The sequence below is a fragment of the Thermodesulfobium narugense DSM 14796 genome (assembly GCF_000212395.1).
GTDB classification, from domain to species: Bacteria; Thermodesulfobiota; Thermodesulfobiia; order Thermodesulfobiales; family Thermodesulfobiaceae; genus Thermodesulfobium; species Thermodesulfobium narugense.
Genome location: NC_015499.1, coordinates 902,214 through 926,575, shown reverse-complemented (window position 1 = coordinate 926,575; position 24,362 = coordinate 902,214). Strand labels below are relative to the sequence as shown.

At 30.5% G+C, this 24,362-nt stretch carries 25 protein-coding genes and 2 tRNA genes; 6 read left to right on the top strand and 21 right to left on the bottom strand.

All coding sequences use genetic code 11. The features are described from left to right. Positions 1 to 11: 11 nt before the first annotated feature. Complete coding sequence (wrbA, locus tag THENA_RS04725; RefSeq protein WP_013756280.1) at positions 12 to 671, bottom strand: NAD(P)H:quinone oxidoreductase; 660 nt, start codon at positions 669 to 671, stop codon at positions 12 to 14. A gap of 121 nt (positions 672 to 792) precedes the next feature. On the opposite strand from wrbA, the gene THENA_RS04720 reads away from it, so the two are divergent. Continuing rightward, a tRNA-Thr gene (locus THENA_RS04720) sits at positions 793 to 868 on the top strand. 65 nt (positions 869 to 933) lie between these two features. On the opposite strand, the gene THENA_RS04715 is transcribed toward THENA_RS04720, so the two are convergent. Then, complete coding sequence (locus THENA_RS04715) at positions 934 to 1,479, bottom strand: flavodoxin family protein (RefSeq protein WP_013756279.1); 546 nt, start codon at positions 1,477 to 1,479, stop codon at positions 934 to 936. Between the two features lie 115 nt (positions 1,480 to 1,594). Beyond that, positions 1,595 to 2,809, bottom strand: coding sequence for an MFS transporter (locus tag THENA_RS04710; RefSeq protein WP_013756278.1), 1,215 nt, complete (start codon positions 2,807 to 2,809; stop codon positions 1,595 to 1,597). 180 nt (positions 2,810 to 2,989) lie between these two features. On the opposite strand from THENA_RS04710, the gene THENA_RS04705 reads away from it, so the two are divergent. Beyond that, complete coding sequence (locus tag THENA_RS04705) at positions 2,990 to 3,874, top strand: LysR family transcriptional regulator (protein WP_013756277.1); 885 nt, start codon at positions 2,990 to 2,992, stop codon at positions 3,872 to 3,874. A gap of 27 nt (positions 3,875 to 3,901) precedes the next feature. On the opposite strand, the gene THENA_RS04700 is transcribed toward THENA_RS04705, so the two are convergent. From THENA_RS04700 to THENA_RS04690, 3 genes are read right to left on the bottom strand one after another with little or no spacing between them, the layout of a single operon-like run. Next, positions 3,902 to 4,249 (bottom strand): DsrE family protein, encoded by a 348-nt coding sequence (locus THENA_RS04700; protein WP_013756276.1) that lies wholly within the window; start codon positions 4,247 to 4,249, stop codon positions 3,902 to 3,904. A 53-nt stretch (positions 4,250 to 4,302) separates the two neighbouring features. Further along, positions 4,303 to 6,030: a thioredoxin domain-containing protein gene (locus THENA_RS04695; protein ID WP_013756275.1), complete on the bottom strand. Its 1,728-nt coding sequence runs from the start codon at positions 6,028 to 6,030 to the stop codon at positions 4,303 to 4,305. A 54-nt stretch (positions 6,031 to 6,084) separates the two neighbouring features. Beyond that, a complete protein-coding gene (locus THENA_RS04690; RefSeq protein WP_013756274.1) occupies positions 6,085 to 6,639 on the bottom strand; it encodes a helix-turn-helix domain-containing protein in 555 nt (184 codons plus the stop codon). 149 nt (positions 6,640 to 6,788) lie between these two features. Here THENA_RS04690 and THENA_RS04685 point away from each other — a divergent pair, with 149 nt between their 5' ends. Together THENA_RS04685 and THENA_RS04680 are read left to right on the top strand one after the other, a co-directional pair. After that, positions 6,789 to 7,499 carry an AzlC family ABC transporter permease gene (locus tag THENA_RS04685; protein ID WP_013756273.1) on the top strand — a complete coding sequence of 237 codons (711 nt, stop codon included), beginning with the start codon at positions 6,789 to 6,791 and terminating at the stop codon, positions 7,497 to 7,499. Continuing rightward, complete coding sequence (locus tag THENA_RS04680; protein ID WP_013756272.1) at positions 7,486 to 7,827, top strand: branched-chain amino acid transporter permease; 342 nt, start codon at positions 7,486 to 7,488, stop codon at positions 7,825 to 7,827. Before THENA_RS04685 ends, THENA_RS04680 begins: the two co-directional genes overlap by 14 nt. Before the next feature lie 8 nt (positions 7,828 to 7,835). On the opposite strand, the gene THENA_RS04675 is transcribed toward THENA_RS04680, so the two are convergent. From THENA_RS04675 to THENA_RS04665, 3 genes are all read right to left on the bottom strand, one after another. Continuing rightward, positions 7,836 to 8,243, bottom strand: coding sequence for an arsenate reductase ArsC (locus THENA_RS04675; protein WP_013756271.1), 408 nt, complete (start codon positions 8,241 to 8,243; stop codon positions 7,836 to 7,838). 86 nt (positions 8,244 to 8,329) lie between these two features. After that, a complete protein-coding gene (locus THENA_RS04670; protein WP_218914889.1) occupies positions 8,330 to 9,709 on the bottom strand; it encodes an MFS transporter in 1,380 nt (459 codons plus the stop codon). A gap of 55 nt (positions 9,710 to 9,764) precedes the next feature. Further along, entirely contained in the window at positions 9,765 to 10,796 is a 1,032-nt protein-coding gene (locus tag THENA_RS04665; RefSeq protein ID WP_013756269.1) for a radical SAM protein, read from the bottom strand. 132 nt (positions 10,797 to 10,928) lie between these two features. Between THENA_RS04665 and THENA_RS04660 the strand changes: the two genes are divergently transcribed. Beyond that, a complete protein-coding gene (locus tag THENA_RS04660; protein ID WP_013756268.1) occupies positions 10,929 to 11,618 on the top strand; it encodes a type 1 glutamine amidotransferase in 690 nt (229 codons plus the stop codon). Between the two features lie 8 nt (positions 11,619 to 11,626). On the opposite strand, the gene THENA_RS04655 is transcribed toward THENA_RS04660, so the two are convergent. The 7 genes from THENA_RS04655 to THENA_RS04625 form a co-directional block, all read right to left on the bottom strand. Then, positions 11,627 to 11,998, bottom strand: coding sequence for a hypothetical protein (locus THENA_RS04655; RefSeq protein ID WP_013756267.1), 372 nt, complete (start codon positions 11,996 to 11,998; stop codon positions 11,627 to 11,629). Between the two features lie 106 nt (positions 11,999 to 12,104). Continuing rightward, positions 12,105 to 12,848, bottom strand: coding sequence for an SIMPL domain-containing protein (locus THENA_RS04650; RefSeq protein WP_013756266.1), 744 nt, complete (start codon positions 12,846 to 12,848; stop codon positions 12,105 to 12,107). Continuing rightward, complete coding sequence (locus THENA_RS04645; protein WP_013756265.1) at positions 12,841 to 13,320, bottom strand: BCAM0308 family protein; 480 nt, start codon at positions 13,318 to 13,320, stop codon at positions 12,841 to 12,843. Before THENA_RS04645 ends, THENA_RS04650 begins: the two co-directional genes overlap by 8 nt. A gap of 31 nt (positions 13,321 to 13,351) precedes the next feature. Next, on the bottom strand, positions 13,352 to 14,821 hold the full coding sequence (locus THENA_RS04640; protein WP_013756264.1) for a sodium:solute symporter family protein: 1,470 nt from the start codon (positions 14,819 to 14,821) through the stop codon (positions 13,352 to 13,354). A gap of 11 nt (positions 14,822 to 14,832) precedes the next feature. Continuing rightward, positions 14,833 to 15,027 carry a DUF3311 domain-containing protein gene (locus THENA_RS04635; protein ID WP_013756263.1) on the bottom strand — a complete coding sequence of 65 codons (195 nt, stop codon included), beginning with the start codon at positions 15,025 to 15,027 and terminating at the stop codon, positions 14,833 to 14,835. A 26-nt stretch (positions 15,028 to 15,053) separates the two neighbouring features. Then, a complete protein-coding gene (locus THENA_RS04630; protein ID WP_013756262.1) occupies positions 15,054 to 16,220 on the bottom strand; it encodes a M20 metallopeptidase family protein in 1,167 nt (388 codons plus the stop codon). Positions 16,221 to 16,304: 84 nt separating this feature from the next. Beyond that, the gene (locus THENA_RS04625; RefSeq protein WP_013756261.1) at positions 16,305 to 17,285 is read right to left on the bottom strand and encodes an asparaginase; all 981 of its coding nucleotides are present in this window, start codon (positions 17,283 to 17,285) and stop codon (positions 16,305 to 16,307) included. A gap of 125 nt (positions 17,286 to 17,410) precedes the next feature. Between THENA_RS04625 and THENA_RS09640 the strand changes: the two genes are divergently transcribed. Then, positions 17,411 to 20,104, top strand: coding sequence for a sensor domain-containing diguanylate cyclase (locus tag THENA_RS09640; protein ID WP_013756260.1), 2,694 nt, complete (start codon positions 17,411 to 17,413; stop codon positions 20,102 to 20,104). 15 nt (positions 20,105 to 20,119) lie between these two features. Here THENA_RS09640 and THENA_RS04615 read toward each other — a convergent pair. The 5 genes from THENA_RS04615 to THENA_RS04595 form a co-directional block, all read right to left on the bottom strand. After that, positions 20,120 to 20,195 (bottom strand) — tRNA-Thr (locus THENA_RS04615). Positions 20,196 to 20,220: 25 nt separating this feature from the next. Further along, positions 20,221 to 21,717 carry a threonine synthase gene (thrC, locus tag THENA_RS04610; protein ID WP_013756259.1) on the bottom strand — a complete coding sequence of 499 codons (1,497 nt, stop codon included), beginning with the start codon at positions 21,715 to 21,717 and terminating at the stop codon, positions 20,221 to 20,223. A 14-nt stretch (positions 21,718 to 21,731) separates the two neighbouring features. After that, on the bottom strand, positions 21,732 to 22,451 hold the full coding sequence (locus THENA_RS04605; RefSeq protein ID WP_013756258.1) for a biotin--[acetyl-CoA-carboxylase] ligase: 720 nt from the start codon (positions 22,449 to 22,451) through the stop codon (positions 21,732 to 21,734). Then, on the bottom strand, positions 22,448 to 23,020 hold the full coding sequence (locus tag THENA_RS04600; protein ID WP_013756257.1) for a 5-formyltetrahydrofolate cyclo-ligase: 573 nt from the start codon (positions 23,018 to 23,020) through the stop codon (positions 22,448 to 22,450). Before THENA_RS04600 ends, THENA_RS04605 begins: the two co-directional genes overlap by 4 nt. A 16-nt stretch (positions 23,021 to 23,036) precedes the next feature. After that, positions 23,037 to 24,344, bottom strand: coding sequence for an adenylosuccinate synthase (locus THENA_RS04595; protein ID WP_013756256.1), 1,308 nt, complete (start codon positions 24,342 to 24,344; stop codon positions 23,037 to 23,039). Between the last annotated feature and the right edge of the window lie 18 nt (positions 24,345 to 24,362).

The window sequence follows — 24,362 nt, the reverse complement described above, 5'->3', positions numbered from 1 at the left end:
TCCTTTAATTTTTAATTATTAAGCGAAACTAAAGTCTTGAAATATTTTTCTCTATTATTAGAAATATCTTTTGTGATAAGCGCAACATATTTTCCTTGAAAAAAGGCACCGGCTATTTCATTTTGCGAAACATTTCTAGAAGAATTTTCACCAGCAACACAAGATGCTCCGTAAGGAGAACAACCACTTATTTCGCTCATAATTGTTTGCCCCTTAAACAGGTAAGGTAAACCTACAACTATCATTCCTTGATGAAACAAATATGGCAAAAAGGTTAGAATAGTTGATTCTTGCCCGCCGTGCTGAGTATTTGAGGAAACAAAAACGCTACCAACTTTACCAAACAGTTCTCCTCTTGACCATATACTTCCGGTACTATCTAAAAATGTTTTCATTTGAGCACACATGTTTCCAAATCTTGTAGGAGTTCCAAATATTATAGCATCAGCATTTGTTAAATCATCTAATGAAACTTCAGAAACTGTACTTTTTATTTTCTGTTGGATATCTGTAGCTCCCATTTTTTCTATAATATCGTTAGAAAGAGTTTCTGGAACTCTTTTTATGCTTACTTTTATACCATCTACACTACTCGCCCCCTCACCAATGGCTTCAGCAAGTTTGTGAATATGACCATACAAAGAATAATATACAACTAAAACTTTGGCCAAGAATTTCACTCCTTTCCCAATATTTAAAATTATATATCAATTTTTAATTAATTTCTTATTTTTTTATAGATCTTTTTAATACTTTTCAAAATCTAACTTATTATGTTATAATTTGACCATTGCCGAGGTAGCTCAATAGGCAGAGCAGCTGATTTGTAATCAGCAGGTTGTCAGTTCGACTCTGATCCTCGGCTCCATTTTTTTTAAAAACAATTACAGCACTTTCAAATAAAATGAGTTAAAACTTATGTTGTTAAAATTTTCAAATATTTTTTCCTATTTCCTCCAACTTTTTTAGCCAATCAGTTTTTAATATATCTTTCTTTTCGTGCATCCCCTTTATTGTTATAACTCCTTTATTAGTCCACTTCATATAATTGGCTATCAACTCGTAAGATGTTGTAATCCCTTGAAATTCTTTTTGGTTTTCTGTAGCTCCACAAACAATTAACAAGCTTTCTTTAATTTTCAATGTAACATTTCCAATAAGGAATGAATAAAATTTATCAATTGCAGCCTTAAGCTTGGATGGGAATGAAAACCAATATAAAGGTGTAGAAATTACTAATAGGTCAGAATTCATAGCTATTGGGGCTAATTCATTAAAATCATCAGAAAAGAAACACGCTTTATTCTTTGTAAAACACTTATTACACGCTTTGCAACCATCGATATTTTTTTCGGCAGTTATAAATTTTGTAACATTATGCCCAGCAACCTTTGCTCCGTCAATAAAAGCGTCAGCCAATAGATCGCTATTACCCTTCTTCCTTGGACTTTCAGTTAAAACGAGTATATTTTTTGACATTCCTATTTCCTCCATAATCATAATAAATTTACTAAATATATTTTTTATAATCAAATAATACCACGAATTCTCTAAATGGGTTTAATAAATATAAAATTGTTGGGACTAAAAGCTGTTATTTAGAAAAAACTTTTACAGGATTGAAGCTTAAAATGTTAGACAATGGTCTTACTGAAGAGAAAAATGCAATAATTAACAATATGCTAACGTAAAAAACTATACCATTCCAGCCAAATAATTTAAGAAAAAAACCACCTGCCCATCCCAAAAGGCTCGCTCCTAAATAGTAGAAAAACAAATAATAAGATGACGCTTGACATTTTTGCCTTCTTGATGAAAGAAAGCCAACCCAACTACTAGCTACGGCATGCCCAGCAAAAAAACCAAATGCCACTAGCGAAACTCCTATAATCTTGAAAAATAATAATGGTTCCAATGTAAGCAAAGTTCCACTAAGAAAAATTGATAGTGCAATGCACATTATAATGCGTCTTGAATACTGATCGGATAAGTTACCGAAATAGGCTGAACTAAAAACTCCCACCAAGTTAACTACAAACAAAAAGCCAAAAGCTGTTTGACTTAAGTCATATGGATCTCTACTTAGTGGATACCCAATGTAATTCAATATACTAATATATGCTCCCATTAATAAAAAACCTGTTAGATATAGGTTTACAAGTTTTGAATTGAACAACGTAAAAATTAAAACAGATTTTAAACGGCAAAAAGAAATATTAGTTTTATTAAAATTCTTTGAATCGGGTAAATTAAACGTAAACCATACACTTGCTAACATGAAAATAGATCCTTGTATTAAAAATGCTACCTGCCAGCTAAATAAATCAGTAAATATTCCCGTTAAAATTCTACCCAGAAAACCACCAATTGCTGTTCCAGATACATAATATCCTAATATTTTACCAATATCTTTTGGTGAAAATTCTTCGTTTAAATATGTCATTGCAATAGATGGAAAGCCTGCCACAACAATTCCTTCAAAGAATCTTAAAACTAAAAATAAGTAAAAATTAGATAAAAATGCTGTAAAAATGGCTAAGAGAGAAGTTAAAATTAGCGAAAAACTCATTATTAATTTTCTGTTCCAGGAACTTATAAAAAGAGAGACAAAAAACAAACATATCGACATTGTAATAGTAGTTAAAGAAATAGATAAACTTGCTGTTTCAGGTGAAACGTGATAAAGTTCAGAATATAAGCTTATTAATGGCTGTGGCGAATACATTAGTGCAAAATTTACTATACTGCCTATTAGAATACATAAGGATACTTTTTTATACTCTTTACTTCCAATTTCTATATAATTCAATTTAAAACATCTCCTTTTTTGTAATCAAAAATATCTAACATTAAAAAAATATTCGCTTGAGAGCCTTGACAGCCTCAAGCGAATATACTATAACAAAAAAACAATTATATTTAAAATATCTAATTTATATTGAATTATATGAATTAGATATGATAACTTCTTATTAGGGAGATATTTTCAATGGATATTAGACAAATTCGATATTTTCTTGCCATAGTTCAAGAAGGACAGTTCACAAAAGCTGCAAGTAAACTTAATATAGCACAGCCACCGTTAAGCCAGCAGATAAAATTGCTTGAAAAAGAATTGGGGGTAGAACTTTTAATCCGTAAAGCTAAAGGTATTGAACTTACTGAAGCGGGACAAGTATTTACAGCTAGAGGTGAACAAATTTTAAATTTGGTTGATTCCACAAAAAAGGAGTTATCTGATTTAAGTAGAGGTCATCATGGAACTGTTACAATTGGTACAGTCTCATCGAGTGGAGTTTCAATATTGCCAAAATATATAAAAGAATTCCACGAAAGGTATCCTGATGTTACATTTCAGGTTTTTGAAGGAAACACAATTAAGATTTTGGATCTTGTAAGCAAAGGTGTTGTAAATATAGGAATTGTTAGAACCCCTTTTAATCTAAGTAATTATGAATATATTGTTCAAGCTTCAAATAAACCTAATGATCCTATGGTAGTTATATACACTGACAACTGGCAATTTCGAAATGAAAAGGTTGGTTTAGCTGACTTAAAGGATATTCCTTTAATTATTCATCGCAGATATGAGGAAATTATAATGAATGCATTTAGTAAGCATAATATAATTCCAAATATTTTATGTAAAGGAGAAGATGTTCGTTCAATTATAGCATGGGCAGAGCTAGGAATAGGAATTGCTATGGTACCAAAACCTCCAGCTAATATTTTTAAACCTAAAGATATGAAAATGAGTGAAATAAATAGCAAAATGTTAGAAACAAAAACAGTTGTAATATGGCTTAAAAATATCTATTTATCAAGCGTTGTAAAAAATTTCATAAGACTAATTAGATCACACGATTCTACCTAAAAAAAATATTAAAATTATGTTTTTCTTTTAAAAGGTTATGACCTCGAATCCTTCATTGATAAATCTTGCCATTCCAGCATGGCCAGACATGTCAGATAATATATTAAAACTCCTCTTTTTAGCATCTTCTATAGTACCCATCATAGTTGAACAAGCTTTGCACACACCTTCAAATAGATTTAGCTTTAACGCTTTTTGAGCAAGATTAAAAAGAGGACCATTTTCGTTATAAAGTTCTGGAATCAATTTTGTAGATTCACCCTCTAACACTATTCTAGTATCTATTCCATTCTGACTAAGCTCAATACCATAAAGCAAAACATGAATAAAACACATAGAATCCCCTCTAAAAGCAAAAATAACAACTTTTTTCATTATATCCTCCTATAAAAAATTATCTTAAAAAACTTAAAAATTTGATTATTGCCTTATAATTTCCATTCCAGAAAACACTTTACTGCAAGAGCCGTATATTGAGAATATTTTGCTATCTTTCCAGAGTAACTACTTATGCTCTTTTTTATTATGTCAGAAAATTCTCCTGAAACGTAGCTATTTAGTCTAAGATTGTTCATAATCATCAAGGAAGCGCTCGATGGATAAGATTCATCAAAAACATCTGCAGTAGTCTTAAACTCATCCAAACTAAAATACCAGATTTCATCAAAAAAGTTATTCGCATCCTTTGTAAATTTTATTGCCAATTTTAGATATTCTTCTTCTTGGGTAAAGTAATATCCTTCTATAAGAGCATCGACAAGATAAGCGTAGTCCTCTAAAAATGCCTTTATCTTTACTTTTTTGCCACGCACTCCACAGTGATATAGAGTGTCATCCTTATACAGAAAGTTAAGTAAGGCTTTTAGGCATTCTTTAGCTAATATAGAGTATTTTTCATTAACTTTTGCTGTTTTAAATAAACTCTTTATCATCATTGAATTTATTGATGTAATTATCTTCTCGTCTATAAAAGGATATTTTCTTTCTTTTCTAAGATTTTTTAACTCATTAAACAAATTTGCTAATTTGCTTCTATCAGAATCCTTTGAGAGCCTTAATATAATTTTTCCTTCGAAGTTACCATCTTTTGTTACAGACAATGTTTTAGGATCAATGCTATATTTTTCTAGGATTTTTGAAATTTCATCGTATTCGTATGTATAGTATTTGCCCTCTTCTCCTTCGGTATCAGCATCGCTTGATGAATAAAATAACCCATTCTTTTGCATTTTTTCCAACATAAATTCAATTGTTTCTATGGCAATATCCAGATACAACTTATTTTTGGTAACCTGATATGTGTCCAAATAAACTTGTGACAAAAGCGCATTATCATAACTCATCTTTTCAAAGTGTGGTACGAGCCAGATATCATCTGTGCTATATCTGCAAAAACCACCATCTACAAGATCATATAACCCACCTAATGACATATTCTTTAAAGTATTCTCAACCATTTCTAAAGGTTTGTTCTCCTTTTTCCTATTGTAAATATAGAGTAGGGTGTCTAAAAGTGAGACTTGAGGAAATTTTGGCGCTCCTGAAAACCCACCGTGGACAGCATCGTAATTGTCCTCTACTTTTTTTATGAATAGATCAGATATATTGTCTCCTATTTCAACTGCCGCTTCAACTTTGCTCAATGAATCAACGTATTTTAGGATATCATCTCCGAATTTAATTAGCATTGACTTATTGTTAAGATATTGAGATGATATTGCGTTTAAGATGTCAGGAAACGCATACCCGCTTGATTTCTTTTCTACTGGAATATAGGTAGCAGCAAAAAATGGTTTTAGATCATGAGTCATAAATATGCTAAGAGGCCAACCGCCAGTGCGATTGTTGAACACTACGTGGACGTTTTGATAAAATTTGTCAATTTCTGGATGCTCTTCTCTGTCAACTTTAATTGAAACAAATTTTTCGTTTAAGATTTTGGCAACTTCTTCGTTATTGAAAGATTCCTTTTCCATTACATGACACCAGTGACAACTACTATAACCAATACTTAGAAAAATAGGCTTATCCTCATCCTTTGCTTTTTTTAAAGCTTCGTTGCTCCAGGGATACCAATTAACTAAATTATAAGAATGCTGAAGCAAGTAGGGCGAGCTCTCATTAATCAATGAGTTAGATTTATTAAAATTTTGCACTTTTTCCTCCAATTTTATAAAACTAATAAAACTTAAGATAATTAAACATCATTATTAAATTGGATAATAAAGAATCATGCTTACTCTTGTAATTGAAGAGTGGATATTAAAGTAAATATGTGGTTTATCAGCAGAAAATCTTATTGAATCACCTTTACTAACAATTAATTCTTCACTTTCCAAAGAAACTTTTAGTTCTCCCTCAAAAACTGTAATAAATTCTTGCGTTCTATCTGGATGCGCTACAGCTTTCAATTTGCTACCTTTATCAAATTCAACTATATAAATTTCAAAACGTCCATTTCCATCAAAAGTAAAAACGGGATAAACTCTATATTTTCCATCATCTTCTACTATTGGTGTTATATTATTGAATTTTACAATATCAACATTTGGTTTAGGACTTTCTAAAAGAGCAGTAAAAGAAATCTTTAGTCCTGTAGTTATTTTTTTTAAAGTTGTTACTGTCGGATTAGATTCCCCCCTCTCAATTTGACCAAGCATTGATTTACTTACTCCTGTAATCTCTGAAAGTTTATCAAGACTAAGTTTTCTTTCCTCTCTTATTTTTTTTAAATTATTAGCTATTATAAAATTCAAATTGTTCAATAAAACCTCCTAAAATATTGCATTTCAAAACGAAATGCTATATTATAACAATATAATGCACAAATATATAATATAATATACACACTTTAAAATAACTATTACTACTATTTTAGACCATTTTTTTATAAATTATTATTTAAGGAGAAAAGATGAAAATTAAAAAGAATATTTTAGACACTACTTTCTTTCATGCCGCCTTAACAACAATGCCCATAATGTTTGGTTATGTTTCAGGAGGAATAGCATTTGGGTTGTTATTAACTAGCAAGGGCATCCCTTGGATATTTGCACCTATTATGAGCTTTTTTGTTTATGCTGGTTCAATGCAATTTATAGCTATACAATTTTTTTTGTCAAATACAAATCTTATTACTATTGCAATTGTTACCATACTAATAAACTGTAGACATATGTTATATGGTCTTTCATTGCTAGAAAAATTTAATCTTACAGGAAAATTTAAGCCTTATATGATATTCACTCTTACTGACGAAACCTATGCACTATTAACAACTTTAAAAGAAATCAATAAAGTAAATAAATCTAAATTTTATATATACATAAGCTCATTAAACCATTTTTATTGGGTATTTGGAACCATTCTAGGTGCTATTTTAGGTAATACCATAAAATTTAACACAAAGGGTTTAGATTTTACTTTAACAGCACTTTTTTTAGTAATTCTTATCGAACAAATTAGATCTTACAAAACACGTTTGCCATTATGGATTGGTGCTACTTGTGCCATAGGATCAATTGCACTTATAGGCAAGGAAAATATGCTTTTACCATCAATTATAATGTCTATTTTGTTTTTAATGATTTTTAAGAAGAGAGTAATACAAAATGAACATAATTAATATCATAATATCTATAATAATAATGGCCTTAATTACATTTCTTGCAAGAGCTTTCCCTTTTATATTTTTTAGAACAAAAAAACCATCTGAAATGATCGTTTTCATTGGAAAGTATGCACCTTTTAGTATTATAACCATTTTAGTAATTTATTGTCTAAAGGATATTTCTTTTTCTAAACCGCCATTTGGGTTAAATGAATTCATTGCAATTTTATTTGTAATCTTTCTTCACTTAAAGTTTAGGAATTTTTTTGTTAGCATATTTTTAAGTACTTTTATATTTATGCTTTTAGTTCAATTAAATTTATTAAGAGTTTTCCACTTTTAAATAAATTGTTATTTAAAATACTCTAAAATCCATTCTTTAATTTTATCTCTAACTTCTCTAAACTTAACTAGTTTTTCTTCATATGTACCAGAAAATGATGCAGGATCTTCAAAACCTTTATGTAACTGCTTTTTTCCTCCTGCAAAGTAAGGGCAGCCCTCCTTCGCGTTATCACAAACGGTCACGATATAGTCAAATTCATCATTTAAATACATATCAAAATTTTTTGAATATTGATTAGAAATATCAATTCCAATCTCATTCATGACTTTAATTGCATATGGATTGATGGAAGTCGCAAAAGTTCCTGCACTAAAGGCCTCATAGTTTTCTGACAACATGACATTCATCAAACCTTGTGCCATTTGTGAGCGAGCGCTATTGTGTGTGCATAAAAATAAAACCTTTTTCCTCATTAACCTCACCTATATTTATAAATTTTATTGTTTTATTTTATTAAAATACTGTTAAAAGTATGTTAATGAAGAATAAAAAAAATATTTTATTTGCCTACTATTTTAGAATACGAACAGTCTTCGAGGCTCTTTCCCTTTGGTTCAGTCAGAACAGACGTGGTTATAATTCCCATAAAACATATAATCGAAACAATAACAAATGTCATATTTAGTCCCAAAAAAGACTCGGTAATAGGGAAAAATAACACTCCAAAAAAGGCTCCAAGTTTCCCAATTCCTGCAGACAAGCCATGACCTGTTGTCCTATATTCGGTTGGGAAAAGCTCTGAGGGAAGGACAAAAGTGGTAGTATTAGGTCCAAACTCAGTAAAAAGATAGCTAAGCCCATAAAGTATAAGAAATCCTGTAACATTACTTTCTATATCAGGTATTAATCCTAATAATAAAAATGAAAATGCCATAATGCCAAAACCCATAAGCTGAATATATTTTCTTCCAATTATATCCATAAATATTATTGATAAAATATATCCTGGTAAAGCGAAAACAACAAATATTACAAGAGAATAAATCATCTTCAGTTCTAAAGAAGAACTATCACAAATTGCATTCATTACAATTGGAGTAGAAATTGTGTTACCATAATAAGCCCAATCAAGCAAAAACCAGCTACCAGCTGTCCCAAATAAAGTCAAAGTATGTTGTTTGTTTGAAAAAAAATCTTTTAACCTATGATTAATTTTCGGATTTAAATGTATCGGTTCATAGCTCTTATTACCATTACCAGTAAAATTTACAAAAGCAGTTAAAGCTGCTTTTTTATCGCCAACTATTTGTGAAAGATAGCGAGGAGATTCTGGTAATTTTCTCCTTAAATAAATAACCATAAGTGAAGGAAGCGCTCCTAACCCAAGCATTAAACGCCATGCAAAGTCAAGTGGAATGTGTAACAATAATAAGCTTAAGGCAACAAGAGGACCAATTATAAGACCAAGTGCTTGCATAGAAAAAACTAACCCAACCAATTTCCCTCGATCAGATCTATTTGAATATTCACTCATAATAACAGCACTAACAGGATAATCTCCACCAATGCCTAAACCCAAAATGAATCTTGAGAAGAGAAGAAACAAAAAATTTGGCGAAAATGCTGACATTAAAGCGCCAATTGTCATTATCAGAGCTTCTAAACCATAAATCTTCTTTCTACCAAAATTATCTGCAAATCTACCAAAAAAAATCGAACCAAACAAAGCAGCCAAAAGAGAACTACTACCAAGGAGTGCAATTTCTGAACTTGTAAGTCCCCACACCGGAGCAATTAAAGATAAAGCTACACCAATAATGAAGAGATCATATGCATCAGTAAAAAACCCCATTCCTGAAACAAACATCGCTTTTAAGTGGTGCTTGCTTAGTTTTAGTTCGTCTAAATTTTTCTCAACCATATAAAATAATTCTAACAAAAAATTTGAATTATGTTAAGTTAAGAAATCTAAATACTAGTATAAATGGCTTTAATTAGCTAATCGGTATGGATACAAAAGTTGAATCAAAAGTTGTTTCTATTGGAAAAATGTATCTTTTTAGGCAATCTTTACATGGCATATTACATAATTCTTTTTCAAATGAAGCTCGAAAGTCTTTATACTCCTTTGAATTCCAAATTTTGATTAAATCATCTTCTTCAATATTACCAAAAACTAATTTATTATAATTCTTATTATCATCTGTTGAATTCAAAATCAAAGGCAAATTTGTAAAAACACAAGGAGATACAGATCCATCACTCCCCAAAAAAAAACTTCTTTCAGGATTTTCACTACAAGTTTTTAATTTGTTTGTTAATATTGGTACATTACAATATATTTCTAAACCATAATCTTTTCCCAGCTCAATTAGTTTTTTTATTTTCTTTTGAAATTCGTATGATTCATTTAAGTTATTAAATTTTAACGATTCATTTTCAAATTTTGATGTAGGTATAAAGTCAAGTGTAGAAATAACTATTTGATATATCCCCCTGCCTTTTAATAAGTCTGGTAAATTATGAATTTTCCCTAGTTCAGATGGAAATAATAAATACGCAATATTTATCTTTGGCAAATTAATTTTTAACTTCTTTTTTGCTTTATTGATTTCATCTATTGCATTTAAAACTCGTTCTATTGAAGTTCCTTCTCTATGTATGTCATTATCTTTGTCAACCCCTGCTAGTGAAAAAGAGATATTGTCTATTCTTGAAACTACTATTCTTTCTGATAATTCTTTATCAATAAGATTTGCATTTGAAGTAGTGCCTACTCTACAACCAAGTTTTTTAGCAATCTCAATCATATCAAATAATTTTGGATTCAAAAATGGCTCTCCCCATCCCTGAAAATAAATAAGTTTTATTTTATCTAAATGTGATATTAATTTTTTAAAAATTTCCATCTCAAGATGTCTATTAGCCCAATTTTTTTTATAAACAGTATGAGGACAATAATTACAATTTGCATTACAAAGGGACGTTACTTCAACTTGCATCCAATCCCAAATTTTATTTTGCATGATTATCCCCTTAATTTTTTAATATTTAATATTATTTTAAATCAAATTATTCTTTTCAACAACGAACATACTAAAATTTTCATTATGGAATATAATATAGTTTTAAACTTTAAAGTAAATTTTGGAGGTATTATGAGAATTCTTGCTATTAGACACGTTAAGGAAGAGGGGCTTGGCTATCTATATAACATTTTTTCCGAAAAAGGTTTTGGAATAGGAACAAATGTAATAGATATTTGTGATATCACAAAAAATAATACCAGTAAAATTGATTTAGATGAGTATAATTTTCTAATTATTTTAGGTGGATATATGGGCGTTTATGAATATGACAAATATCCATTTTTAAAGGATGAGTTTAAAATCGTAGAAAGCGCTTTAAATAAAGATCTACCTATTATCGGCATTTGCCTAGGATCACAAATACTTGCACATGTTCTAGGAGCAAGAGTTTATAAAGGAGAAAAGGGTAAAGAAATCGGCTGGTATGAAATGTATAAACAATACGACCATAAATTCATCCATAACTTCCCTACGAAATTTAAGGCCTTCTGTTGGCATGGAGATACTTTTGATCTGCCAAAAGATTCACTTCATATTTTTTCTTCTGAAAAATATCAAAATCAAGGATTTATTTATAAAAATTCTATAGGTTTACAATTTCACATAGAAGTAGATACAAACATGATATTGAAATGGGCAAATTTATATTCTGACGAAATAGCTAATGAAAAGATTGATAAAAACTCCTTAATACCAGAGGTAGAAGATATAAAAAAAATACAAAGTTATCTTACTTCACTAATTGATAACATGCTATAATTTTCTAACTATATTTTAATATTTTCGCTATCAGCAAACATATACATTGCATAAGAGTTCTTTCTTATATACGATTCACAAGCAATATGGGAACCCAATAAACCTTTAATTGGTAAACCCTCAGACTTACAATGTTCAAATGTGTTAAATTTTATAGCACATGTCTTGCAAACACCTAATATATTTCGCCTTATGTCCATGTATAAACTATTTAATGGATTTGACGAATCGCTAAATGCTAAGGGTATTAACACTGCTCTACATTCCAATATAATTTTTGCCTGATTACCACTTTCATTTAAAAGCTTAACATGCTTAAAGAGGCGATAATATTTGCTAAAATCAGATGGATCCTCACAGGCATAAAATAACATTTTCATTGTTTGAACCTCCAAATTTTATTTATCGCGCATATATCACTCCTTCTTTAAACTAAAATATTAATTTTAATATTAAGTTAATTTATAGTTAAATATAAGTTAAAAACTATTCAAATATAAAGACCACTTGCAGACTTGCTTTAACTTCTATTTCTCCTCCTTCTACTGGGAGATTTTGACTAACTGTTTCTAGAGATTTGTTATATACATCTTCCTTTAACATAGGACTAGGTACAGTAATAGGAGAGACTGTTACACTCTTTATTCCTGATATCTTATACATTGTCTTACTTAATACAGCTTCTGCTTGCTTTCGTGCGTCATTCATAGCCAATTCAATGGCCTGAAGTTTTAATTGATTCATGTTTGATCTTTCAAATTTAATATTGTTAATACGATTTACACCGCTATTTGTGAGCAAAGAAATTATTTTACCGGAATCTTCAACAGATGTTTTTAAAATAAAATATTCTCTAGCATTATAACCATCTAATACTTCCTTGTTTGAGTTCTTATCGTAAAAATATATTGGTTGAAGAATAACATTTAAGGTTTTAACATCGCTTCTATTAATTCCCTGTTCATAAAGGTTTTGTAAAAGGCTGTTTGCTTTTTGAGCCAGATTCTCCATTGCCTTGGAGGGATCGATATTTTTTAAATCAATTTCAAAGTCAATCTCTGCAATATCAGGTTTTTCTTTTATTATACCGGTTCCAACAACTGAAATAGTTTTGTCATTGTTAATTTTTAAATCATATGTGTTTTCTGAACCGAAAGATGGAATAGTTGAAATTATTAGGAAACAAACTGCAGAAACAAATACTAAAAATGAATAATAAATTTTATTCATCTCTAAACCACTTCACTCTAACATATTTTTCACCTTCAGGATAGGTTATTTTAAGCTCGCCTTTAAAAGCGTTGTTTATTGCTTCTCCAATTCTTCTAGCAAGATGTTCGTATGTTGTTTTTATCTCTATACCATTTTCATCTTCAATAATAGACATTATTCTTTCAAGTGGTCTTTTCTCAATTTTATAAGTTTCAACATTTTTTACTATGTTAATAATTTCTTCTTTATGATTTTTTAAAAATTTCCCAGTAAGTAAAACTATACCACCCTCACATTTATCTTCTAGCCTTCTACAAGCAGGACAAATCATTTTTGGAAATTCTTTTGGTACAGGCTTTACCCAGCTAAATATTCCTTCATTAAACACTACTCCACATCTTTCACAAACTGATGGTTCGGGATATTTTTCTTTAACGAAATAAGGATCGTGAAGATAATCTTTCAAAAGTCTATCCTTTCTACCATTCATCTAGACCGCCTCCCAAATTTTTCAGATTGCTTTATGTGATTAATCTTTGCTCCTTTCTAGCTATATTTTCTTTACTAGAGGTCAAAAAGCTTACTACTACAAATATTATCATATTCACAGTTAAAGCAAAAAAACCTGCATTTAAATGAAATCCTAATATCGATATTGGATCTAGTTTGTTAAATATTAAATAAACTACTAAAATTTCCCCAACAATTAATCCACAAAAAGATGCAACTTTAGTAGCTTTTTTCCAAAAAAGTCCAAGTACAATCATAGGAAAAAATTGAGTAACTCCAGAATACCCAACTAAAAGAAGGTTAACCAAAAGGTTTGGAGCAAAAATTGCCAAACAAAGAGCTGTAGCAGTAATTATAAAAACTACTATTCTTGCAACAAATTTCTGATGTGCGTGATCGGCCTTGGGATTAAAGCCTCTACAATAAATATTTCTGGTAAAGATCATCGATGTATTTAATATCAAATCAGAGGCAGGAATCATACAAGCCAGTGCACCTGCTCCTCCAACAAGACCTAGAGCCCAGCCTGGAAACACCTTTTGAACCATTAACATAAAAGACATATCAGGGTTGCTTAAGCCAGGTATGATCAATAATGCTGTAAAACCAATAAGCATTGGAAAGAGCAAACAAATTTGATATAGAGGAAGAAAAACTGCATTGTGTCTTAACACTTCAGGACCCTTCGCACTAAAACTATTAGCTGAAAAGTGTGGCCACATATAAAAGCCGAGGCTTGTAAGAACAAGAGTAGACATTACCCAGCTTGAATCAAGAACCTTGGTCGGACCAGGAAGTGTCAAAAATCCTGGTTTTGCAGCATCTAATGCCTCAAACATATTTCCAACATTACCAAAAAAATGAAAAGGCAAATATAAACCAAAAAAAACTACAGCAACTATCATTACTACATCTTTTATAACTGCAGTCGAAGCAACACCTTTAAGCCCACTAAGATATACAAAAATAGCTACAAGAGTAAATGCTATTAACATAGCCGGCACTTTAGTAAATAAACCATAAGAACACGTTTGAATTATTATGCCAAGACCTGTTAGTTGAAGTTGAAGATATGGCAAAAGAAAGAGCACACCAATTATAGCTGTCAAAATTCCTAATAGTTTACTATCATAAATATGTTGAACTAAATCGGGTTGAGTCATTAGGCCAAATTTTTTGCCAATAGGCGAAATTTTTGGAAGCAGATAATATCCTACCACATAAGCTAGAGCGCCATATCCTAATATGTAAAAAGTAGGTCCACCTCTTGCATATGCCCATCCACTTGCGCCAAGAAAGGCAAAAGCAGTATAAATCTCGCCAGCCAAGATAAACCAGCTAAGCCATCTACCAAATCCTCTACCTCCAATAGCCCAACCTTCTAAGTTAAGTTTTTCTCTCATTCCTGGAAGCATACCAACTATAGTAGTTATAAAAATAAACGCAAAAATAATTCCTAACGCTAAGAATTCATTTGACATAGTTCAACCCCCTATTGATTAGGATTTTTCGTATCTATTTTGTAAATTATGCTTAGACATATAAATGCTACAAATATTCCAGCTACCAACCAAAAGGCTAAAAATGGAAGTCCCAGAACAATTGGTTTGACTCTATTAACAAATGGAATCATTAAAATTGTCCAACAAAACGGTATTAAAGTTAAAACTAGTTTTAAAGTCTTCATAGAATATACCCCCAAATTTTTTAAATTTATTTTAAAATCTTAATAGTTGAATTAATAAAAACTTTAAGCCCTATCTTAAGAGCATTTTCATCAATATCGAAATGAGGGTGATGATGGGGATAGATTATGCCCTTTGAAACATTACCTGCTCCTATGAAAAAGAAGGCACCTTTTATTTTCTGTAAGTAATAAGAAAAATCTTCAGCTCCCATAACTGGTTTTATGTGCTGAACATTTTCTTCTCCTAAAACTTCAATAGCAGAACTTTCAATTATTTTGGCAATATCCTTATGATTTATTAGAGAAGGATAACCAAAAATTGGTTCCAAATCAAATTTTGCACCATTCGATGCACAAATTCCTTCACAAACTTCTCTGATACGCCTAAACATTGTTTCTCTAACTTCTTGAGAAAACGTTCTTACTGTCCCCTTTATAACTGAACTATCAGGAATTATGTTAAAAGCAGAACCTGCATTAAAAAGACCTATTGATAAAACTGCATTTTCAAGTGGATCTATATTGGTTGATGTAATCATTTTAAGCGCAAGAATTATTTGAGAACCTGTAATTATTGGGTCAATAGTTTGATGTGGCATTGACCCATGTCCACCTCGACCGCTAATTTTGATAACAAATTCATCAGCACAAGCCATCATCCTATCATAACTAATACCTATTTTCCCACATTCTATTGGTTGCCATAAATGTGCACCAATAATAATATCTACATCGTTTAACACACCTTCTTCAATTAATCTTTTAGCACCGCCAATAGGGACTTTTTCTTCATTGGGCTGAAATATTAGTCTCAACTTGCCAGAAAGTAAAATAATGTTTTCTGAAAAAAATCTTGCCAACCCTAAGAGCATTGCGATATGACCGTCGTGTCCACATGCATGACATACATTAGGAACTCTTGATCTATAAGGTTTATCAATTTGATCATCTATTGGAAGAGCATCAATATCCGCTCTTATGGCAAGTCTTTTTGAACCATTCCCCTCAATATCACAAACTACCCCAGTTTTACCTATTTTTTGAGGGTTTAGTCCCAAATTTTCTAATTCTGATATTATTTTTTTCTGAGTGTTAAACTCTTCTAATCCTAGTTCTGGATTCATATGAAAATATCTTCTCATCTCGATTACATAATCAAAAATGCTTTGTAAAGAGTTTAATTCGTTGAACATAAGTACCCCCAATCAGTCGTGTATCTAAATATTATACGTTAAATCTTAAAATATATGAATAAATAAGTCTTATTCTAAAATAAACTAACATAAAATATTAGTAAAAATATCCTGTATTTCAGAACTATCATCTGTTTGAGTAAGTGCAAGACCTAAAAGTAGTCTTGATTTTGCAGTAGAAAGACCCTCAGAAAATATACATCCAAAGTCTTTAAGTCTACTTGAACCGCCTTTATATGAATATACTGGCAATACTCTGCCATTATAACATCTTGACGTGATTACTACAGGAATTTTTTTCTCACGAGCAAACAATATTCCATCCTCTAATTCTGGCGGCACATTTCCCCGACCAAATGCTTCTATTACTATTCCTCTTGCACCACTTCTTACACAAAACTCTATCAAGTTTGAATCCATTCCTGTAAAGGCCATGATTGGAATTACAACCGGAAAGTTTTCAGGAATTTTGAATTTTATTTTAGATTTTTGGAAATTATAAAAGCAGATTTTGTCTATATCAACATAGCCAATCATACCCATCTCACCAGAACTAAATGTTTTAATGTTGCTTGTGTGGGTTTTTTGAACATATAAAGCCCCAAAAATTTCTTCGTTTAAAGAAACCATTACACCTCTATTTTTCGCACGCTCATCAGTAGCTATTCTTGCTGCATTTTTAATATTTCTTGGACCATCTGAATCAATTTCTGAAGCATCTCTTTGAGCAGCAGTAAAAATTATAGGTCTCTCGTCATCAATGGTTAGTTCCAAAAAAAAGGCGCTCTCTTCAACAGTATCAGTACCATGAGTAATAACTATCCCATTTATATCTTTATTTTTTAATATATCTTCAACTTTTTTAGCTAATCTTATCAAATTTTCTGGACTCATATTGCAACTTGCAAAATTACTAAAGTTTACAATTTCAAAATCTGCAATTTCTCTAATACAAGGAACACTTTCAATAAGTTTTTCGCCAAAAATAGCTGGAGATGACTTACCTGAATTGTTTTTTTTCATTGCAATTGTACCACCAGTTGCTATAATTACTACTTTTTTCATTGAATTCCTCCTAAAATTTTTTTATATCGTTAATATTGCTTAAAGAAATATTTTAAATTATTTTTGAATTACAATTTAAGCTATAATTAACTATATTAAAATATTTTGGAGCTAAATTTTTTTAAATGATTTTAAATATTTTAAAAAGAATAAGACAATACAAAATACTTACAGTTTTTTTACTATTTCTACCTACAATATTTGTTATTTTTTGGATAGTTAATAGTGAGGTTCTTGATTTTTTTAATGCTCAACTAATAGTCGAAAATGATGCAAGAAATTTAGCTTCTTTGTACGCAGCTGAAATATCAAAAAAACTTGATTCAAAGTTTGAAACTCTTAAATTCATTGGAAGTTTGTTGTTGAGCAACCAGTCATCTGATAATGTAGTTGATAAAGAAACTGCTAATTTTATAAGATATCTAACTAAATTTTATTCTGACACACCTGCTTTTAGCATATATTCTAAAGAAGATAAAATTATTTTTACCACTCTTCCAAAAATCAATGACGTACCTAAAATAAAATTTTTTCCAGTAAGTAAAAATCCAGACTATCAGCTTGGTTTAGTTCACATAGGTTTGTTTCATACTGAAGTGTTAAATGAAAGATATATATTAAGAGATTCCCTTGGCAAACCACTTTATTACATTCGTACAGCATATTTTTTAGATAATTTACTTTCTAGTGATATAAAGAGTAAAAAATTCAATTTGATAGTAAAAGATTTAAGAAACAATGAACTATTAGGAAGATTATCGGATGGGATTTTTATAAAAAACGCATCAATTATTAGTGGAAATGAAATAATAGTTATAGTCCCTGGATACCCTTTTGAAATAAAAGCGGTTTATCCCAAAAAACTAATTTGGGAAACCTATATAAACACATCTTTAAAAAGACTATTTGTTGAAGGATTTGTTTTATTTTTAATGATTCTTGTAAATGTTTTTATATTTTTTTACATAAATAAGAAAGAAAGAGAAAAGAAAAATCTTCAAAGAATCGTCGATTTTGGAACTGTTTTAACGCAAATAAATCAATTGATCTCAAATGTACAAGATGAACTAACTTTGTATCAATCAATATGTGATATAGCTGTGAATTATGGTCATCTAAAACTTGCATTCGTTGCCAAACCAGATAAAGATGGTGTATTTAGAATCTTGGCTGCAACTGGTGAAACCGATTACGCTTATTCTGCTTTTATCTCTATTAAACCTGAAATACCTGAAGGCCAGGGATCATCTGGAAAAACGTGGAGAAATAAAATCCCTAATTATGTCCAATCATTCGAAAAGGAAAATTTTACAGCCCCATGGAGAAATTTAGCTAAAAAATATGGTATAAAGTCAAGCGCTACTATTCCAATATTTAAAAAGGATGATATATGGGCTACTTTATCAGTCTATCACTCTGAAGAAAACGTTTTTACAGGTGATTTAAAAAAATTGTTAGAAGAACTCTCAAAAGATATTTCAATTGGCTTAGATAGATTAGACTTTAGAAAAAGAGAAAATGAGATATCAAAAATTAGAAAGAGTATTATTGAAAATGCTCTAATTGGTATAGCACTTGTAAAAAATAGGATTTTTTTACAGGTTAATCCCAAATTTGCTCAAATATTCGGCTACTCTGATCTAGAAGAACTTATCGGAAAACCAACGAAAATATTGTTTTTTGATGAAGAAGAATATAAGAGAGTTGATATGATATATAACAATTTATTTGCTAATAAAAAAGTTGAACTTATAGAGCTCCATCAAAAAAGGAAGGATAATCAGTTAATTATTTGTGAAGCTACAGTAAATGTTATCGACGAGGATGAAAAAGTTACTATCTGGACCGTCCAAGATATCACTGAAAGAAAAAAGGCTCAACTTGAATTAGAAAGAGCATATTTTCTTTTAAATAATATTATAGAAAACTTACCTGATGCCACCTTTGTTATAAATTATGAAGGGAAAATCATATCATGGAATAAAGCTTTGGAAGCTTTGACAGGCAAAACAAAAGAAAAGATGATAGGAAAAAACTATATAGATTATTCTGTATTGTTTTATGATGAGCCAAGACCATTATTAGCTAACTTAATCTTAAACAAAAATGAAAAGTTTTTAAAAGAAAACTACAAAGTGATTTATAAATCAGAAAATATAATTTATGCAGAAACTTTTACTCCAAAAATATACAACAACACAGGAGCATATGTATTTGTTGCGGTATCTAAGTTGACGGATAGAGAAGGAAACGTAATTGGAGCAATAGAATCGATAAGAGACATTACAGAAAACAAAAAAATGGAGGAAGAATTGTATGAACTATCTGTCAAAGATTCGCTAACTGACTCTTACAACAGAAGATATTTTGAAAAAAGATTAGAAGAAGAGATTGAGAGAACAAAACGAAGCAACATACCTTTTTCGCTTATAATGCTTGATATTGATGATTTTAAAGTTGTTAATGATAACTACGGACACGAAATCGGCGATAAAGTGCTTATAAATATAGTAAAGTTAGTAAAGAATAGAATCAGAAAAACTGATTTTATAGCTAGATGGGGCGGAGAAGAGTTTATGATACTTCTTACCAATACCAATTTACACTTTGCAAAAAAGTTAGCTTTAGAGCTAAAAGGTGGAATGTATAAGTTAGATATTCCAGAAATTGAATTTGTTACTGCAAGCTTTGGAGTCACAACATATCACGAATCTGATACTGTTAATTCAATAGTTAAAAGAGTTGATAAGCTGATGTATGCAGCAAAAGCAGCTGGTAAAGATTGTGTAATGTGTGATTTTGACGTTCAAAATTTATAATATTTGACTTTTAAGTGGAGCCAACGGGCGGATTCGAACCGCCGACCTACTGATTACGAATCAGTTGCTCTGCCAGCTGAGCTACGTTGGCCTAGATTTAATATTATATCAAAAAATTATGACTTTATACCTAAGATTTTCAGTATTTCATCTACCATATGTTCTTTATTTATTATACTTTTATGAATTATGTCTTTCTCTTTTAGAGACCTTAGTGGTGCTGGAATTAGAACCTTTGTTTTTTCTTCTATTTCAAACATTAAATCAAATTCACTTTTATCATATTCTGGCTTACCAAATAGGGCTTCGTAGATACTTATAGAAAATTTATAAGGGTTTGCGGTAGACAATATAAATGTCGGTGTAAAGTCTTTCGTTTGACTGATATATTTTAGGTAAACTGTTCTTCCTACTGCAGTATGCGTATCTAAAAGATAATTATTTTCTTTAAAATCTTTATAAATTTGCTCCTTTGTCTCCACGTCATCAGCCCAATCAGCCCAAAACAGATCTTTTATCTTGGAGTGTAAATCATTATTTATCTTGTATTCACCTTTTTCTTTTAGTTGGTTCATTAGCTTTGAAATATAGCCTGCATCTGAATCAGACAAATCATATAATAATCTTTCTAAATTGCTAGAAATCAAAATGTCCATTGAAGGCGAAATAGTTTTATAAAATTTCCTTTTTCTATTGTATATTCCTGTATTTATAAAGTCTGTAAGGACGTTGTTGCTGTTTGAAGCACAAATAAGTTTTTTAACCGGTAGACCCATCTTCTTCGCATAGTAGCCAGCCAATATATTACCAAAGTTGCCAGTAGGAACAACAAAATTTATTTCTGAATTTATATCAAACAAATTATTTTTCAAACCTTGGATATAAGAATAAAAATAATACACTATTTGGGGAACTAGTCTCCCCCAATTTATCGAATTTGCAGAAGAAAGTTCAAAACCGTTTTGCAAGAGCTTTTTGTTTAAAATTATGTCGTTAAAAATTGATTTTACGCTGTTTTGAACATCATCAAAATTTCCTTTCACTGCGAAAGAAAATGTGTTTGTTCCTTCCTGAGTAACCATTTGCAATCTTTGAATTTCACTCACTCCGTTGTGAGGGAAAAAAACAATAATTTTAGTACCCTTTACATCCCTATACCCTTCAAGAGCTGCCTTGCCTGTATCACCAGATGTTGCCACCAAAATAACAATTTCATTTTTTACATTATTTTTATCCTTCGCAATAGATAATAAAAGCGGCATAATTTGAAGAGCAATATCCTTAAACGCTTGTGTTGGACCATGCCATAATTCAGTTATTGAACAGTTTTTATTAAGAATAAAAATAGGAGCAACAAATTTACTATCAAATTTATCAAAATTATAGGCTCTTTCTATACAATAGCTTATCTCATCGTCAGTATAATCCGTTAAAAAATTTTTTAGTATTAAAAAAGCAACATCTTGATACCTTTCCAATTTCGAAACTTCTTTTATATTAATCGTTGGTATTTGTTCAGGAACAAAAAGTCCTCCATCTTCTGATAAGCCTTCTAGAATAGTCTCAGAAGCTAAGAGTTTTTTATCACTTCCTCTAGTGCTTTTATAAAACATTCCCTCACCTCATATTAAAAAGTAATTCTTCCAGAATACAAAGAATGATACTCGCCGTTCAAAATGTAAATTAATTCTCCTTGAGATCCAATAGAATCTAAAATTGCATTATAAACAATTTCATTTTGTTTCTCAATTTTTACAAATTCATTTTTTAAAAAAAGCTTATTATTAATATCTTTTAATATCATATCAAAAAAATTGTCAGAAAAATTCTCTAAAACTTTTTCAAAAGTTTCTAAAATACTAAATAAAAGTATATTAATATTTATTTCTTTTTTAATGATCGACTTCAAATTAATTGCAGGATATCTAATATCTGCAATATTTATCTCATTATTAACGTTTATTCCAAATCCACAAATATAATATATTGAACCATTAAAACTAAATTTTTCTACAAGTATACCTGCAACCTTTTTGTGCAATAAAACTACGTCGTTTGGCCACTTGATCATTGGCTGTAAAACTAAATTTTCAATAGCTTTTAATACTGCGTAAGAACACATTAAAGGTAAAAGTGTATCTTTAAATGTAGAAAAATTTTTTAACGAAAGAGAAAACCACAAACCACCCTTGTTGGATTGCCAATAAGAATTTCGTTGTCCCCTTCCTTTAGTTTGTTCAGATGCAACTATAACAGGTGAAAAATCATATTTTCTTATCCAATCTCTTGATACATCCTGTGTACTCTCAACCCTTTTTAAGAATAATATTTTTTCAAATTCTTTCAAGATTCCTCTCTACAAAGAAAGCCCTTTTCAGTAACAAGTAAGTCCATTTTAATGTCCCAAGGATCTGAGTTAATGTTTTCAACTATTTGAATATCAAACGCTACGCCAATTTTCAAAGTCGTTTTTGGTAATTTTTTCAAAAATTTATCGTAAAAACCCTTACCAAAGCCTATTCTATTAAAGTTGCGATCAAAAGCAACTCCTGGAACAAAAACAAGATCAAAATCCTTTTGCTTTATTTTGTTAGGTTTACATAAAGGTTCAAAAATGCCATACGGTCCTTTTTCCCATATAGTATCTACAAAACATTGAATTGGGTTAATCTTAATGCTTTTTAGAGAAACAGTTGGCAAAAACACTTTTTTATGTCTTTTTAAAGCATCGGTGTACAAAGCTTTAAGATCAACCTCGCCTCTTATGGAAGAATATAACATCAAGCTATTAGACTCCAAATAAAAAAAACTTTTTATAATCAGGGAACAAATAACCTGACTCATAGATTTTTGGAAATCTAAACCAAGACTTTCTCTTTTTCTGAGGATTTTTTCTCTTATTAATATTTTCTCCATAAAAATTTAAAGTATATTAAATTCCCAGCTTCTTAAGAACTGAATCATCTGCTATAAGCGTTTGAGATCGCTTGGCGCCAATACTTACAAATAAAACAGGTGTTTTTGATAATTCTTCAATCTTTTTTATGTACTTTATGGCATTCTCAGGTAAATCCTCAAATTTTCTAACATTTGTGGTATCAGTTTTCCAACCAGGCATTTCTTCATAAAGCAATTCGACGTTATAAAGATCAGACATGCATGAAGGCATTCTATCTACAACCTTACCAGATCTTAATTTATAAGCATATGCAATTTTTAAGGTATCTAAATCATCCAACACATCTAGTTTTGTTAATGCAAAACCGTCAAGAGAGTTTACAATTGAACTGTAGTGTAAAACTACTGCATCAAGCCAGCCAGTTCTTCTGGGTCTACCTGTAGTAGTGCCGAATTCATGTCCTTTTTGTCTAATCCTTTCGCCTATATCATCAAATAATTCTGTAGGGAATGGTCCCTCACCAACTCTTGTAGTATATGCCTTTGCTATACCTATTATACCGTTTATAAATTTTGGGCCCACACCTGAACCCATACAAGCACCTCCAGCAGTTGGATGTGAAGAGGTTACAAACGGATATGTTCCGTGGTCTAGATCAAGCAATGTTCCCTGTGCTCCCTCGAATAGAACCTTTTGTCCATTTTTTAATGCATCGTTAATTTCGTAAACTGAATCAATAACGTGATCTGCAAAGTATTCCTTGAATCTAAGCAACTCTTTAAAAATCGAATCAACGTTTATAGAACTTAAATCTACAAAATTACTATAAAGCTTTACCTTTTCTTCATAAGATTTATACAACAAATCCTTTAAATCAGACTCAGAACAATACAGATCACCCATTCTTATGCCGACTCTACCGTACTTATCCATATATGTCGGACCAATACCTCTGCCCGTAGTACCTATTACCTTTCCATTAGGAGTTTGATCTTTCCACTTATCTATAATTGGATGAAACGGTAAAATTAAGTGAGTCCTTGTGCTTATAAAAAGATTTTTACATTGATGTCCTCTTTCCCTTAAACTTTCAACTTCTTTGTGTAACATCCAAAGATTTAAAACTGCACCGTTGCCAATTATGCATTTTTTATCAGAATATAAAATTCCTGATGGTATGTTATGAAACTTATATTCTTTATCGTCAACTACTACTGTATGACCAGCATTATCTCCACCTTGATATCTTACAATCAGATTCATCCTTTGCGCAAGCCAATCAGTTATTTTGCCTTTTCCTTCATCTCCCCACTGTGCTCCTACAATAACAACTCCTGGCATTAAACTACACCTCCAAAA